A 14,098-nucleotide genomic window follows, 5' to 3' on the forward strand; every position below is an offset into this window, starting at 1 on the left:
GGCGATGAGTCAGGTCAGACAGTGCGCCGGTGGCTCTCCGCGCCCCCAGCGCCCCACCTCCTCGGCGGCGATCCGGGCCGCCTTCTCCGCCACCGCGCGCGAGGCCCCGCCCAGATGCGGCGTCATCACCACACGGTCGGCCAGGCCGAACAGCCGTGAGTCGGCGGGCACCGGCTCCTCCCCGAACGTGTCCAGGGCCGCCGCCGACACATGACCGCTCTCCAGGGCGTCGCACAGCGCCTCCTCGTCGATCAGCGGCCCGCGCGCCACGTTCACCACCACCCCGCCCGGAGGCAGCAGCGTCAGCTCACGGGCGCCGATCAGGCCACGCGTCTCCGCGGTCAGCCTGGCGTGCAGGGTGATCACCCGGGAACGGCGCAGGAGCTCGTCGAGCGATTTCATGCGCAGACCGAAGATCTGGCCGCGCAGATAGGGGTCGTACACCATCACCTGCGCGCCGAAGGCGCACAGCGCGCGGGCGACCCGGCTGCCGACGGCGCCGTAGCCGACGAGCCCGACGGGCAGGTCCTCCAGCTCCAGACCGCTGTGCTCGTACGTGTAGTACGTCGCTCCTTCCCAACTGCCCTGCCCCGCCAGCAGGTTGTGCGCCTGCGGGATGCGGCGCAGGGCCGCCAGCATCAGGCCGACGGTGAACTCGGCGGTCGCAGCGGCGTTGCGGCCGGGGGCGTAGCAGACGCGCACGTCGTGCCGCTTGGCCGCGTCCAGGTTGACGTTGACCGGGCCGCCCCGGCAGACGACCACCAGCCGCAGTTCCGGGCAGGCCGCCAGGACGCGCTCCGTCACCGGGCCCATCTGCGTGACCAGTACCTGGGCACCGGCGAGCGCCTCGATCAGCTCGTCCTCGGCGTCGCTGGCCTCCGTCACCTCGGCCACCGGCCCGAACGGCTCCAGCGGCCAGCCGAGGGTCAGTTCCCGCACATCGCAGTCGAGTTCACGGGTGACCGCCGCGGTGATGAGCGACGGCAGGATGAAGTGGTCGCCGGCGGCGACGACACGCACGGGTTCGCTCATCGCAGCAAGTCTCCTGTCTCGGCGTCGAAGACATGGGTCAGGCGCGCCTCGGCGGTGACCCGAACGGGCTCGTCGTGGGCGAGGCGCACCTCGGGTCCGGTGAGGACGACGAGGGGGCGCTCCACGCCGTCCAGGGCGAGGGTGGCGATGCCCGCCTCCAGCAGCGGCTCAAGGGCGACGACCTTGGCGGGCAGACCCTCGTCGCCGCCCAGGCGCAGATCCTCGGGCCGGATGCCGACGACCACCTCGCGGCCCTCGGCGACCGGCACGGGCAGGGCGATCCGTACGGCGTCCGAGAGGCGGACGCGGCCGTCGTCCGCGACGACCCCCGGCAGCAGGTTGATCGCGGGCTCGCCCACGAAGTCCGCCACGAACAGGTTCGCGGGGCTGTCGTAGATCTCGTAGGGGCTGCCGAGCTGCTGGATGACGCCGTCCTTCATCACGGCGATCCGGTCGGCGAGGGACAGGGCCTCCTCCTGGTCGTGGGTGACCAGGATCGTCGTATGGCCCAAGTCCCGCTGGATGCGCTTGAGTTCGCGGCGCGTGGTGTCGCGCTGGGCGGCGTCCAGGTGGGAGAGGGGCTCGTCCAGGAGCAGGACGTCCGGTTCGCGGACGAGCGCGCGGGCGAGGCTGACGCGTTGCTTCTGGCCGCTGGACAGGCCGGCCGGGTGGGCGTCGAGGACGCCGGTGAGGTCCACGCGGTCGGCGATCTCGGCGACCTTGCGCCGCACGTCCCCCCTGACGCCTCGCCGGCGTGCCTTCAGCCCGAAGGCCAGGTTCTCCGCGACCGTCAGCGGCGGGTACAGCGCGTAGTTCTCGAAGGCGACCCCGATGTTGCGGGCCTGGGCGGGGCGGTGGATCACCGACTCTCCGCCCACCAGGATGTCCCCGCCGGTCACCCTCTCCAGACCGGCGATCATCCGCAGGGTGGTGGACTTGCCGCACCCCGAGGGGCCCAGCAGCCCGATCAGTTCCCCGGAGCGCAGTGCGAGGTCGATGCCGCGTACGGCGTCCACCGGCGGCCGCCCCCGGGAGCGGTACGTCTTGCGCAGATCACGTAGTTCCAGCTCGGTCATCGCTGCCCTTCGTGCCTCTCGTGGCGCAGATCTCGTACGGGACCTTGTGCTCGTCCAGATCCCGCAGCGCCTCGGCCGACGCCCCGTCGTCGACGAGGAGCAGGTCGAAGCGGGACAGCGGGACGACCCGGTGCAGCGCGACCCGGGCGAGCTTGGTGTGGTCGATCAGCAGGACGTTGCGGGCGGCCGCGTCGAGCATGGCCCGCTTCACCGACACGATGTGCTGTTCCTGGTGGTATGCGTAACCCCCGTGCACGGCGGACGTCGAGGTGAAGCACACGTCCACGCGCAGCTGCCCGACCGCCTCCACGCAGGACACCCCGAGGAAGGAGGAGTGCAGCGGGTCGTAGTCGCCGCCGAGCGCCATCAGATGGATGCCTCGCTGGTCGGCGAGGAGGTTGATCGCCTCCAGGAAGTTGGTGACCACGGTCAGCGGTGTGATCTCGCCGAGCCGCAGACGGCGGGCTATCTCCAGGGTGGAGGTGGAGTCGTCCAGCATGATCGCCATGCCGGGCTCTATGGATTTCAGCGCGTGCTCGGCGACGGCGGCCTTCTCGGCGCGCATCGTCTTGAGCCGGTACTGGACGTTGGACTCGAAGACGCCGGACGGCTGCGCGGTCACGCCACCCCTGAACTTGCGGACGATTCCCTGCCGTTCGAGCTCGTCGAGGTCACGGTGGATGGTCATCAGGCTCACCCCGAAGCGCCCGGCGAGCTCGGCCGCGGTCGCCGAGCCGTCGGCCAGGACCTGCTCGGCCATGGCGGCCTGCCGGGCCGCGGGTCCCTGCTGATGCGCACCGCTGTTGTTGCTCATCGTGTCCCGATCAGTCGTCCTGGGCGCCCGGGCCGGTCGGCCTCGAACAGCAGCAGGTTCTCAGGCCGGACCGTGAGACGTACCGGATCGTCGGGACGCAGTCCCGCCGTGTCGCCCCGCGGGGCCACCAGCGACAGGTGCTGCCCGCCCAGCCGGACGGTCACCTCGACGCTGCGGCCGAGCACCTCGGTGACGTAGACGGTGCCGGTCAGCTCATGACCGCCGGTGCCCTTCAGCGCGACGTCCCGGGGGCGTACGCCGACCAGGACGTCCGTGCCGGGCCGCGCCCGTGCCGCGAGCGGCAGCTCCACCTTCCCGTCCGCCGACCGGAAGCTCCCGTCCTCGGCGAGCGCCCCCGGCAGCAGGTTGATCCGCGGCCGGCCGAACGCCCGCGCCACCTCCGTGTCGTGCGGCCGGTACCAGATCTCCTCCCGCGTCCCCGTCTGCACGATCCGCCCGTCCCGGATCACCCCGATCCGGTCGCCGAGCGCCAGCGCCTCGACGGAGTCGTGGGTGACGTAGAGCGTGGTGGTGTGCTGCACGGCCCCGATCGCCTTCAGCTCGGCCCGCATCTGCTGGCGGAGTTTGGCGTCGAGGTGGCTCAGAGGCTCGTCCAGCAGGAAGGCGCGGGCGGGCCGGACCAGCACCCGGCCGAGGGCGACACGCTGCCGCTGCCCGTTGGAGAGCTGACCGACCTGCCGGTCCAGCAGGCCGCCGATGCCGAGGAGTTCGGCGATCGCGCCGACCCGGTCGCGAGCCTCGGCGGCGGGCAGGCGGTGGCGCGGCGAGCGGAGCGGGGAGACGAGGTTGTCGTAGGCCGAGCGGTGCGGGTAGAGGGCGTAGCTCTCGAAGCACATCGCCACACCCCGGTCGTACGGCTCGACGCCCGCCATGTCTTCGCCGCCGAGCAGCACCGTGCCCATGTCGGGCCGCTCCAGCCCGGCGATCGTCTTGAGCGTGGTCGTCTTGCCGGCCCCGGACGGGCCGAGGAGGCAGAAGAACTCCCCTTCAGCGACGTCCAGTTCGAGCCCGTCGAGCGCGGTGACCTTCCCGTACGCCTTCCTGATGCCGCGCAGCCCGATCACGACTTCACCGCCCCGAACGACAGCCCCCGCACCAGATACCGCTGGATGGTGAGGGCCAGCAGCAGCGGCGGTACGACCGAGACCAGGGCCGCCGCGGCCGTCAGGTTGTACTTGGGGCGGTCGCCGCCGAGGAAGGACAGGGCGCCGACGGTCACCGTCTGGGCCTCGCTGGAGGTGAGGATCAGCGGGAAGACGAAGTTGTTCCAGGCGAAGATGAAGGCCAGCAGCGACACGGCCGCGACGCCCGGCTTGACCAGCGGCAGGGCCACCTTGAAGAACGCCTGCTTGCGTGTGTAGCCGTCCAGCAGTGCCGCCTGCTCCAGCTCCGGGGTGAGATCGGCGAAGTAGGACCGCATGATCCACACGATCAGCGGCAGGGTGACCAGTTGCAGGACCCAGATCATGCCGACGTACGTGTCGAAGAGACCGAGCTTCTGGTACAGCACGAACAGCGGGATGATCACGGTGAGTTCGGGCGCGAACCGGAACGACAGCAGCGTGAACATCAGGTTCTCCGAGCCCTTGAACCGCCAGCGCGCCGACGCGTACGCCGCCGGCAGCCCGACCACGAGCGACAGCAGCACCGCCCCCACCGACACCACCAGGCTGTTCACGAAGAACCGCACGAACGGAATGCCCTCGCTGTCGCCGAGGACCGTCCGGTAGGCGCCGAGGGTCGGGGTGAACGAGAAGTAGGTGCTGAAGAGCTGGTCGGCGGGCTTCAGCGAGAGGATCACCATCCAGGCGATCGGAAACAGGGCGAAGACGAAGTAGAGGACGAGGGCGGCGTCCGCGAGCCACCCCAACAGGCGCTTCCTGAACGTCATTTCGCCTCGGCCGCCTTCCGCTGGATACGGCCCAGATGGCGTACGAGCACCATCGCCGCGAGGTACACCACGGCCCACAGCACGATCGTGTAGCTGATGCCGAAGCTGTAGCGCTGGAAGCGGATCGCCTCCAGGTACGCCCGGATCTGCAGGACCACGGTCGAGTCGCCGGGCCCGCCCTCGGTGAGGGCGTAGATGATGTCGAAGACCTTCAGCGAGTCCATGAACCGGAAGATGACCGCGACCAGCACGTACGGCCAGAGCATCGGCAGTGTCAGCCGCCGGAAGGTGTACCACCGGCCCGCGCCGTCCACGGCCGCCGCCTCGAACGGGGAGGTGGGCAGCGACCGCAGACCGGCCAGGGCGAGGATCGACACGAACGGGGTGTAGACCCAGACGTCCACGGCGATCGACGACAGCAGCGCGCCCGTCGGGGTGTCCGTCCACTGAACTCCCCCCAGCCCGAAGGGTTTCAGCAGATGGTTCACCACCCCCACCGACGGCTGGAGCATCAGCTTCCACATGATCGCGGCGATCACCGGGGCGATCATCAACGGCAGGATGAGGATCTTCTCCAGCACCCGGCCGACGCGTGAGGAACGGTGCAGCAGTAGCGCGACGGCGACCCCGAGCACGGTTTCGACGGCGGCGGCCCCGACCGCGTAGAGGACGGTCACCCAGGCCGAGTTCCAGAAGGCCTCCTGGGTGAAGACGGTCTCGTAGTTCTGCAACCGCACCATGTCCGGCTGCGGTTTGCTCGCCGAGAAGTCGAACAGCGTGTAGTAGAGCCCGAGTCCGAACGGGTAGAGGATTCCGCAGGTCAGCAGGAGTGCCGGAACGATCAGAAGGTACGGGCGCAGGGTGAGCCGCCAACCCATGGCGCTCAGTCCACCTTGGTGGCGAGGTCGCTCGCCAGCCCGTTCAGCACCGACTTGGCGTTCTTGCCGCCGTAGATCTCCTGGAGGGCGGCGGCCCAGCTGGTGGTGGCGTCGAAGAACTGCGCCTGCGGAGTGAACTGGATCTTCGTCTGGTCGACGACCGTCTCGAAGGTCTCGATGAAGCCCGGCAGATGCCGCATCTTGTCCTTGTACGCGGCGTCCTGGCTGATCGACTTCCGCACGGGGTCGATGTGGTTGTAGGCGATCGCGCCCTTGCGCAGGTGCTCTTTACCGGTCGCCCACTGTAAGAACAGCCAACTGGCGCTCTTCTTCTTGCTCTTGGCGTTCATGCCGAGCGACCAGATCCACATGTTGGTGGCGAGCGAACCGTCCGGCCCCTTCGGGCCGGGGTGGAAGGCGATCTTCCCGGAGGCGGGACTGGCCCCCTTCACGGCCTGGAAGTAGGCAGCCGTGTCCGCGTCGAAGAGCATGCCCGCCTTCTTCGCGCCGAGGTCGCTGGAGCACTGGTACCAGGTGTACGACGTCCAGGACGGCGGCCCGCCCTGTTTGACCATGCCCGCCCAGTCCTGGGTGAAGGCGACGGCCTCGGGGGTGTTCATGGCGGGCTTGAGCCTGCCGCCCTCCACCGTGAAGTCGTGCAGGCCGTTGCGGGCGTACATGGTCATGAAGCCGGGGTGGATGGTGGCCCAGCTGCGCGAGCCCCGCACGGCGATCCCGTACATGCCGTCGTAACCGGCCCCGGGCGCCTTCCTCTTGATGACCCCGGCGATCTCGCGCAGGTCGTCGAAGGTCTCCGCCGGCTTCAGGCCGAGCTTCCCGAAGACCTCGGTGTTGTAGGCGACGACGTTCGTCTCCCAGCCCCAGGGCAGCGCGTACTGGCCGCCCTGGCCGAGCGGGGCGCCCGCCTTCAGCGACCACTGGTCGGACCGGAGCAGGTTGGGGAAGAAGTCGGCCTGGTCCCATTCGGCGCCGGTGGCCGAGGAGTTGCGCATCCAGGGCCCCAGGTCCTCCAGCCAGCCGGGCGGCCCGTACTGCCACACCATGTAGGCGCCGAGCATGAAGACGTCGTAGGAGGCCCGCCCGCTGGAGAGGTCCACGGTGAGCTTGTCGAAGTAGTTGTCCTCGGGGAAGACGTCGTACTCGACCTTGATGCCGGTGCTCGCGGTGAAGGACTTCAGGTCGGCGATCAGGGCGTCGGTGTAGGGGTGCTTGTTGAGCAGCGCCTTGACCGTCGTGCCCTTCTCCCTCTTCCAGTCGAACGAGCCGGTGACGTCGTCCGCGGCCGAGCCACCGCCCTTCTTGGCGTCGTCGCCGCCGAAACCCGCGCCGCAGGCTGCCAGCAAGGGCGTGGCGGCGGCCCCGGCGGTGAGGGCGAGGAAGCGTCTGCGGTCGTGCGCGTGCGTGTCCATCCGTGACCTCCGAGTGGGGCGGGTCCGGTGCGCTGTGGCGGTGGGGGGAAACACGTCGAGTCGACTCGTTAACAGAGGGTGTAACGGCGGAAGTTGCGCGTCAATCCCTCGCGCAAGCGAAAACCACGCGTCAATATCGGAGAGTGGCGTGAAGTTCACAGGACGGTCCGAGATGTCCGGGAGGCAGGGATGCGGGACGAGCAGGAGGCGTGGCTGGGGATCGACCTCGGTACGCAGAGCGTCCGCGTGCTGGCCGTCGCCGGGGACGGCACGGTCCTCGGCGGCGGCTCGGCCCCGATCGGCGGGCGCCGCGAGCGGGAGCGGCACGAGCAGGATCCGGGGGACTGGTGGCAGGGGGTGTGTGCCGCCTCCCGGGCCGCGCTCGGCCCGGTCGCGGGCCTGCGGATCGGCGGGCTCGCGGTGTGCGGGACGTCCGGGACGGTACTGCTGACGAACGGGACGGGACGGCCGCTGAGCCCCGCGCTCATGTACGACGACGGGCGGGCCGCGGAGCAGGCGGCACGGGCGCGGGAGTCGGGCCTCGCCGTGCAGAACACGTGGGCGCTGCCGAAGGCACGCTGGCTCGTCGAGGAGTACGGGCGGGGGCGGATCACCCACCAGCCCGACGTCATCACCGCGCGGCTCGTCGGCAAGCCGGTGCCGACCGACTCCAGCCACGCCCTCAAGACGGCCTACGACGTCGGGCGGGAGGCCTGGCCGGACGTCATGGGCCTGCCCAGGGAGGCACTGCCCGACGTCGTCCGGCCCGGCACCCCGCTCGGCGAGGTCTGCCCGGCCGCGGCCGAAGCCACCGGCATCCCCGCCGGCACGCCCGTCGTCGCCGGGATGACCGACGGCTGCGCGGCGCAGATCGCGTCCGGGGCGCTGCGACCCGGCTCCTGGAACTCCGTGCTGGGCACGACCCTCGTCCTCAAGGGCGCCGCCGCCGAGCCGGTCCACGACCCGTCCGGGGTGGTCTACAACCACCGGGCGCCGGACGGGAGTTGGCTGCCGGGTGGCGCGTCGAGCGTCGGCGCGGGGGTGCTCACCGCGGTCTTCGCGGGCGCCGACCCGGTGGCGATGGACGCGCGGGCGGCCGCGTTCGAGCCCGCGGGCGCGGTGGCCTACCCTCTGGTGTCGCCCGGCGAGCGGTTCCCGTTCCTGGCGCCCGGCGCCTCCACCCTGATGCTGGGCGAGCCGGCGGGCGACGCCGACCTGTGGGCCGCGCTGCTCCAGGGCGTCGCCTTCACCGAACGGCTCTGCCTGGACTACCTGCACCACCTGGGCGCCCCGCTGGACGGCCCGCTCACCTTCACCGGCGGCGGCGCCCGCAGCCCGTACTGGAACCAGCTGCGCACCGACATCCTCGGCCGTCCGGCCCGCGTACCCGAGCAGACCGAACCGGCACTGGGCATGGCCGCACTGGCCGCGCACGGGACGGGCTCGGGTCCCCTGGTGGACATCACCGACCGCATGGTCCGCATCGGCACCCGCCTCGAACCGCGCTCCGACCGCACCGCCCGCTTCGCCGAGCCGTACGCCCGTCTGATCGACGAGCTGACGGCCCGCGGCTGGCTCCCGTCGGCGGTGGCGGGACACGCCCGCACCCGGCTCCGGCAGACCCTGGAGGGCGCCGCGCACCGCGATACTTCGGACTCATGAGTACGACGCTGCTGCTGGCCCGGCACGGGCAGACCGTCTGGCACGCCGAGAACCGCTACGCCGGGGTGAGCGACGTGGCCCTCACCGACACGGGACGCGCGCAGGCCGAGGCGCTCGGGCGCTGGGCCGCCGCCCATCCCGTCGACGCGATCTGGACGTCCACCGTCTCCCGCGCGATCCTCACCGCCGAGCCCGCCTGCCGGGCCCTCGGGCTCACCTCGCACCGCGAACACGCCCTGCGGGAGTGCGACTTCGGGGTGGTGGAGGGCCGCACGCTCGCCGAGTTCGCGAAGGAGGACCCCGACGCGGCGGCGGCCTTCCGCGCCGACCCGGTGGCGCACCCCTTTCCCGGCGCCGAGGACCCGACGGAGGCCGCCGAACGGGGGGCCGGTGCCCTGCGGCGCATCGCGGCCGCGCACGAGGGCGGGCGCGTCTTGGTCCTCGCCCACAACACCCTGCTGCGCCTGGTCCTGTGCCGGCTGGTGTCGATCCCGCTCGCCGACTACCGCCGCGTGCTCCCGCGGCTGCGCAACGCCGCCGTCACCGAACTCCGTGTGGAGGCCGGTTCGGTCGGGCTGATCTCCCTGAACGTGCCGTGCGAACAGGAGCCCGGGTAAGGCGGGCGCAGGGCATGGGAAGCCCCCGCGAGTCATGTCCTCGCGGGGGCCTCCGTCATTCCGCCTGCCGGGTGAAGGGTGAGAAGACGATCACGAGGCAGGACGTTTCCGGGTGGCCGGGCGGCTCAGGGCGCCGGCAGCAGCACGTCGGCCCGGGACCTCGCGGCCGCGTAACGCCGGGCCACGTCCTGCCAGTTGACGACGGCCCACATGGCGTCGATGAAGTCGACCTTCTGGTTGCGGTACTGGAGGTAGAAGGCGTGCTCCCAGGCGTCGAAGACGAGGATCGGCACCGCTCCCTGCCCGACGTTGCCCTGATGGTCGTAGACCTGCTCGACGACGAGCCGCCCGCTCAGCGGTTCGTGGGCGAGGACGCCCCAGCCGGACCCCTGCGTGGTGGCGGCGGCTTTGGTCAGCTGCGCCTTGAAGCCGGCCAACGAGCCGAACGACTCCGCGATCGCGTCCGCCAGTTCACCCACCCCGTCCGCCGCCAGCGGCTCACCGCCGCCCTCCTTCGGGCCGGTCATGTTCCACCAGTAGATCGAGTGCAGGATGTGCCCCGACAGATGGAAGGCCAGGTTCTTCTCCAGCCCGTTCAGCGCCCCCCAGCTCTCCTTCTCCCGCGCCTCCGCCAGCTGCTCCAGGGTGTCGTTGGCGCCCTTCACATATGCCGCGTGGTGCTTGTCGTGATGCAGCTCGATGATCTCGGGACTGATCACGGGCGCGAGCGCGGCGTAGTCGTACGGCAGCTCAGGAAGCGTGTAGACGGGCATGGGGGTCCCCTCCGACCTCTTATTGCAAAGAACTTGCAAGTACACGTTAACAACAAGAAGGCCCCCGCGGGTGCACCGCGGGGGCCTTTCTGAGCTGGTGGCGGGTCAGGCCGTGGTGCGCGCCTTCGCCTTCTGCCACGCGTACCCGATCACCGCCAGGACCGCGGTCATGGCGCCGGTGCCGTAGAGCTGGACGCGGGTGTCCGGCTCGCGGGCCATCAGGACGAAGATCGTCGCCATGGCGGCCAGGGCGAGCCAGGTGAGCCAGGGGAAGGCCCACATGCGGACGGTGAGCTTCTCGGGGGCCTCCCGTTCCAGGAGCGCGCGCAGGCGGAGCTGGGAGGCGGCGATGAAGATCCAGACGACGAGGATGACCGCGCCGATCATGTTCAGCAGCCAGGGGAAGACGTCGTCCGGACGCCAGTAGCTGAGCACGACGCAGACGAAGCCGAAGACCGAGGAGGTGAGGACCGCAAGGCGCGGGACGCCGCCGGAGACCCGGCCCAGCGCCTTCGGGCCCTGGCCGCGCTCGACCAGGGAGTAGGCGATGCGCGAGGAGCCGTAGATGTTGGCGTTCATCGCGGACAGCAGGGCGACGAGGATGACCACGTTCATCAGCTGCCCGGCGCCCGGGATGCCGAGCTGTCGCAGGGTGGCGACGTAGGGGCCGGCCTCGACGACCGCCTCGGAGTCCCACGGCACGAGGGTGACGATGACCGCCATGGAGCCGATGTAGAACACCGCGATGCGCCACATCGCGGTGCGGACCGCGCTCGCCACGCCCTTGACGGGATTCTCCGACTCGGCGGCGGCGATGGTCACGGTCTCCAGGCCGCCGTAGGCGAAGACCGAGGCGAGCAGGCCGATGACCAGGCCCTCGCTGCCGTTCGGCAGGAAGCCCCCCTCGCCGGTGAGGTGGGCGGTCCCCGGGGCGTCGGTGCCGGGCAGCACGCCCGCGATGGCCAGGACGCCGAGGACCAGGAAGAGGCCGATCGCGCCGACCTTCAGGGCCGCGAACCAGAACTCGAACTCGCCGAAGTTCTTCACCGCGGCGAGGTTCGTCGCGCAGAACACCACCATGAACAGGGCGACCCACGCCCACTCGGGCGTCCCCGGCAGCCAGCCCGTCACGATCTTCGCGGCGCCGATGCCCTCCAGACCGACGGCCGTGCAGAGCAGGACCCAGAAGGCCCAGCCCGCGGTGAAACCCGCCCAGGGGCCGATGGCACGCTCGGCGTGCGCCGAGAAGGAGCCCGACGACGGATACGCGGCCGACATCTCGCCGAGCATCCGCATCACCAGCATCACGAGCAGGCCGGAGAGGGTGTAGGCGATGACGATGGAGGGTCCGGCGGCGGCGATACCCGCGCCGGAGCCCACGAACAGGCCCGCGCCGATGACGCCGCCGAGGGCGATCATCGAGAGATGGCGCTGCTTGAGGCCGTGGGACAGGGTGGCGGTGTCCGCCTGGGCCGACGGCGTGTCGGCCGTGGTGGTGCTGTTCTGCATGGGCGCGGCTCGTCCAATGCGTGAGATGGGCAAAAACGCCCACAGTGTGGGCGGCCTCACCGCTCGGAGGGAGAAGCCGCCCACTATCCGGACGCGCCGGAGACACTGAGTGATCGAGACGCTACGCGGCCACGGAGGTGTAGTGCGACGCGTCGCCCTCGATCGAGTAGCTCTCCTTGCCCTCGATGCCGACCGGCACGTCACCGGCGACGGTCACCCGGTGCAGCCGGCGCGGCAGCCCGTCGTAGTTGTCGACGGCGTAGTGCTGGGTGATGCGGTTGTCGAACAGGACGAGCTGGTTCGGCGACCACCGGTGGCGCAGGATGTTCTCCGGACGGGTGACGTACGCCTGCAGCAGGTCGAGGATCTTGCGGGACTCACCGGGCGAGAGGCCCACGATCCGCTGGGCGAACCCGCCGATGAACAGCCCGCGTTCACCGGTCAGCGGGTGGACGCGGACCACGGGGTGGACCGTGCGGTACTTGATCGAGGTGAACTGGGCGCGCTGGGCGGCCTGTTCCTCGTCCACGTCCTCCTCCGGTACGGCGTAGTCGTAGTCGTTGGTGTGCTCGGCCCACAGGGTGTCGGCCAACCGGCGGAGGGAGTCCGGCAGTTGGCGGTAGGCGGCCGCCGAGTTGGTGATCAGCGTCTCGCCGCCGTACGGCGGGAGCGTGATGCTGCGCAGGGTGCTGGCCTGCGGCGGGTTGAGGACGAAGGTGACGTCGGTGTGCCAGTGGTTGGCGGCGCGCCCGCGCTCGCTGTCGACGGGCAGCACGTTCGGGACCCCGTCGACGGAGGAGACCGTCGGATGCGCGGTGGTGATGTCGCCGAAGTGGCGGACGAAGGCCTGCTGGCCGTCGTCGTCCAGGTTCACGTCGTCGAAGACGAGCGCCTTGTGGACGTTGAGGGCCTCGCGGATCGCGGCGGCGGTCTCCTCGCCGAGGGGCCGGGAGATGTCGGCGCCCAGGACGCGGGCGCCGATGTGGGCGGTGACCTTCTGGATCTCGATGCCGGACATGTGCGGGTCCTTTCAGACGAGGGCGGGCTGGGCGGGCGGGACGTGCTGGTTGGCGGGGCGGGGGAGGCCGTAGCGCTCGCGCAGGGTGCGGCGCGGCCCGTACTCGCTGCGGAGCAGGCCGCGGGCGCGCAGGATCGGGACGACCTGGTCGACGAAGGTCTCCAGGCCGGAGGGCAGCACGGCGGGCATGATGTTGAAGCCGTCCGCCGCGCCCTGGGTGAACCAGGTCCCGATCGCGTCGGCGACCTGCTCGGGCGTCCCGGCGAAGGTGAGATGGCCGCGGCCGCCGCCGAGCCGGCCGATCAGCTGCCGGACGGTGAGGCGTTCGCGCCGGGCCAGCCGGACGACGAGTGTGTAGCGGCTCTTGGCGCCCTCCACGGCGTCCTCGGACGGCAGGCTGTCGGGCAGCTGTGCGTCCAACTCCAGGGTGCCGGGTTCGAGTTGGAGCAGCCGCTCCAGGCGGTCCACGCCGTGCCGGTGCACGATGTGGTCCTCCAGGAGCTGCTCGTTCGCCCGCGCCTCCGCCTCCGTCGAGCCGATGACGGGCACGATCCCGGGCAGTACCTTGATGTGCTCGGGGTCGCGGCCGGCCGCCGCCGTACGGGACTTGAGGTCGGCGTAGAAGGCCTGCGCGTCGGCGAGGGTCTGCTGGGCGGTGAACACCGCCTCCGCGTGGCGGGCCGCGAACGCCTTGCCGTCCTCGCTCGACCCCGCCTGCACCAGCAGCGGGTAACCCTGCGGCGAGCGGGGGACGTTGAGGGCGCCCTCGACGCTGAAGTACGTGCCCCTGTGCCGGGGCGGGTGGATCTTCGCGTCGTCGCCCCAGACGCCGGCCGCCTTGTCGCCGACGATCGCGTCGTCCTCCCAGCTGTCCCACAGCTTGAGGGCGACGTCCAGGAACTCGGCGGCGCGTGCGTACCGCTCGGCGTGCGCGGGCTCCGCCTCCAGACCGAAGTTGCGCGCGGCCTCGGCACCCGCCGTGGTGACGATGTTCCAGCCCGCCCGGCCGCCGCTGATGATGTCCAGCGAGGCGAACTTGCGGGCCAGGTTGTAGGGGGAGTTGTAGGAGGTGGACGCGGTGGCGATCAGCCCGATGTGCTCGGTCGCGGTCGCCAGCGCGGTCAGCAGGGTGAGCGGTTCCAGAGCGCCCGCGGGTCGCTGCGCGATGTTGTTCCACAGCTGCGGACCGTCGGCGAGGAAGAGCGAGTCGAAGGTGCCGCGCTCCGCGGTCCGGGCGAGCCCGACGTAGTGGTCCAGCTCGACGTGCGCGTACGGATCGCTCTCCGGGAGCCGCCAGGAGGCTTCGTGGTGACCGGTGTTCATGAGGAAGGCGTTGAGGTGGAGCCGGCGAGTCATGCGGTGTCCGTTTCTTTCCGG

13 protein-coding genes are annotated in these 14,098 nt (G+C 70.9%); 2 read left to right on the forward strand and 11 right to left on the reverse strand.

What is annotated here, in order from left to right:
- Positions 1–9 precede the first annotated feature (9 nt).
- The 7 genes from ACGFYN_RS06365 to ACGFYN_RS06395 are packed head-to-tail and all read right to left on the reverse strand — an operon-like array spanning position 10 to position 7,142.
- Entirely contained in the window at positions 10–1,032 is a 1,023-nt protein-coding gene (locus tag ACGFYN_RS06365) for a 2-hydroxyacid dehydrogenase (protein ID WP_393864596.1), read from the reverse strand.
- Positions 1,029–2,108, reverse strand: coding sequence for an ABC transporter ATP-binding protein (locus ACGFYN_RS06370; protein WP_393864597.1), 1,080 nt, complete (start codon positions 2,106–2,108; stop codon positions 1,029–1,031). Before ACGFYN_RS06370 ends, ACGFYN_RS06365 begins: the two co-directional genes overlap by 4 nt.
- On the reverse strand, positions 2,086–2,922 hold the full coding sequence (locus tag ACGFYN_RS06375; RefSeq protein ID WP_393864598.1) for a DeoR/GlpR family DNA-binding transcription regulator: 837 nt from the start codon (positions 2,920–2,922) through the stop codon (positions 2,086–2,088). The genes ACGFYN_RS06370 and ACGFYN_RS06375 overlap by 23 nt, the downstream gene beginning before the upstream one ends.
- A complete protein-coding gene (locus ACGFYN_RS06380; RefSeq protein WP_393864599.1) occupies positions 2,919–4,007 on the reverse strand; it encodes an ABC transporter ATP-binding protein in 1,089 nt (362 codons plus the stop codon). Before ACGFYN_RS06380 ends, ACGFYN_RS06375 begins: the two co-directional genes overlap by 4 nt.
- Entirely contained in the window at positions 4,004–4,834 is an 831-nt protein-coding gene (locus ACGFYN_RS06385; protein ID WP_393864600.1) for a carbohydrate ABC transporter permease, read from the reverse strand. The genes ACGFYN_RS06380 and ACGFYN_RS06385 overlap by 4 nt, the downstream gene beginning before the upstream one ends.
- Positions 4,831–5,712, reverse strand: a complete 882-nt coding sequence (locus ACGFYN_RS06390) for a carbohydrate ABC transporter permease (RefSeq protein ID WP_393864601.1) — start codon at positions 5,710–5,712, stop codon at positions 4,831–4,833. Before ACGFYN_RS06390 ends, ACGFYN_RS06385 begins: the two co-directional genes overlap by 4 nt.
- Before the next feature lie 5 nt (positions 5,713–5,717).
- Positions 5,718–7,142 (reverse strand): ABC transporter substrate-binding protein, encoded by a 1,425-nt coding sequence (locus ACGFYN_RS06395; protein ID WP_393864602.1) that lies wholly within the window; start codon positions 7,140–7,142, stop codon positions 5,718–5,720.
- A 189-nt stretch (positions 7,143–7,331) separates the two neighbouring features.
- Here ACGFYN_RS06395 and ACGFYN_RS06400 point away from each other — a divergent pair, with 189 nt between their 5' ends.
- Positions 7,332–8,804, forward strand: a complete 1,473-nt coding sequence (locus ACGFYN_RS06400; protein ID WP_393864603.1) for an FGGY-family carbohydrate kinase — start codon at positions 7,332–7,334, stop codon at positions 8,802–8,804.
- Positions 8,801–9,421, forward strand: a complete 621-nt coding sequence (locus tag ACGFYN_RS06405) for a histidine phosphatase family protein (protein ID WP_393864604.1) — start codon at positions 8,801–8,803, stop codon at positions 9,419–9,421. The genes ACGFYN_RS06400 and ACGFYN_RS06405 overlap by 4 nt, the downstream gene beginning before the upstream one ends.
- Positions 9,422–9,546: 125 nt before the next feature.
- On the opposite strand, the gene ACGFYN_RS06410 is transcribed toward ACGFYN_RS06405, so the two are convergent.
- The 4 genes from ACGFYN_RS06410 to ACGFYN_RS06425 form a co-directional block, all read right to left on the reverse strand.
- Complete coding sequence (locus ACGFYN_RS06410; RefSeq protein WP_393864605.1) at positions 9,547–10,194, reverse strand: superoxide dismutase; 648 nt, start codon at positions 10,192–10,194, stop codon at positions 9,547–9,549.
- 105 nt (positions 10,195–10,299) lie between these two features.
- Positions 10,300–11,703, reverse strand: a complete 1,404-nt coding sequence (locus ACGFYN_RS06415) for an amino acid permease (RefSeq protein WP_393864606.1) — start codon at positions 11,701–11,703, stop codon at positions 10,300–10,302.
- Between the two features lie 121 nt (positions 11,704–11,824).
- Positions 11,825–12,721: a TauD/TfdA dioxygenase family protein gene (locus ACGFYN_RS06420; RefSeq protein WP_393864607.1), complete on the reverse strand. Its 897-nt coding sequence runs from the start codon at positions 12,719–12,721 to the stop codon at positions 11,825–11,827.
- Between the two features lie 12 nt (positions 12,722–12,733).
- Entirely contained in the window at positions 12,734–14,077 is a 1,344-nt protein-coding gene (locus tag ACGFYN_RS06425; RefSeq protein WP_393864608.1) for an LLM class flavin-dependent oxidoreductase, read from the reverse strand.
- Positions 14,078–14,098: the final 21 nt, after the last annotated feature.

Source organism: Streptomyces sp. NPDC048419 (assembly GCF_043200415.1).
Lineage (GTDB): Bacteria > Actinomycetota > Actinomycetes > Streptomycetales > Streptomycetaceae > Streptomyces.

Excerpts from the sequence above, each read along its gene's own strand:
- ACGFYN_RS06385 (WP_393864600.1), bottom strand. The coding sequence starts at position 4,834 with ATGACGTTCAGGAAGCGCCTGTTGGGGTGGCTCGCGGACGCCGCCCTC.
- ACGFYN_RS06390 (WP_393864601.1), bottom strand. The coding sequence starts at position 5,712 with ATGGGTTGGCGGCTCACCCTGCGCCCGTACCTTCTGATCGTTCCGGCA.
- ACGFYN_RS06410 (WP_393864605.1), bottom strand. The coding sequence starts at position 10,194 with ATGCCCGTCTACACGCTTCCTGAGCTGCCGTACGACTACGCCGCGCTC.
- ACGFYN_RS06420 (WP_393864607.1), bottom strand. The coding sequence starts at position 12,721 with ATGTCCGGCATCGAGATCCAGAAGGTCACCGCCCACATCGGCGCCCGC.
- ACGFYN_RS06415 (WP_393864606.1), bottom strand. The coding sequence starts at position 11,703 with ATGCAGAACAGCACCACCACGGCCGACACGCCGTCGGCCCAGGCGGAC.
- ACGFYN_RS06395 (WP_393864602.1), bottom strand. The coding sequence starts at position 7,142 with ATGGACACGCACGCGCACGACCGCAGACGCTTCCTCGCCCTCACCGCC.
- ACGFYN_RS06405 (WP_393864604.1), top strand. The coding sequence starts at position 8,801 with ATGAGTACGACGCTGCTGCTGGCCCGGCACGGGCAGACCGTCTGGCAC.
- ACGFYN_RS06365 (WP_393864596.1), bottom strand. The coding sequence starts at position 1,032 with ATGAGCGAACCCGTGCGTGTCGTCGCCGCCGGCGACCACTTCATCCTG.
- ACGFYN_RS06425 (WP_393864608.1), bottom strand. The coding sequence starts at position 14,077 with ATGACTCGCCGGCTCCACCTCAACGCCTTCCTCATGAACACCGGTCAC.
- ACGFYN_RS06400 (WP_393864603.1), top strand. The coding sequence starts at position 7,332 with ATGCGGGACGAGCAGGAGGCGTGGCTGGGGATCGACCTCGGTACGCAG.
- ACGFYN_RS06370 (WP_393864597.1), bottom strand. The coding sequence starts at position 2,108 with ATGACCGAGCTGGAACTACGTGATCTGCGCAAGACGTACCGCTCCCGG.
- ACGFYN_RS06375 (WP_393864598.1), bottom strand. The coding sequence starts at position 2,922 with ATGAGCAACAACAGCGGTGCGCATCAGCAGGGACCCGCGGCCCGGCAG.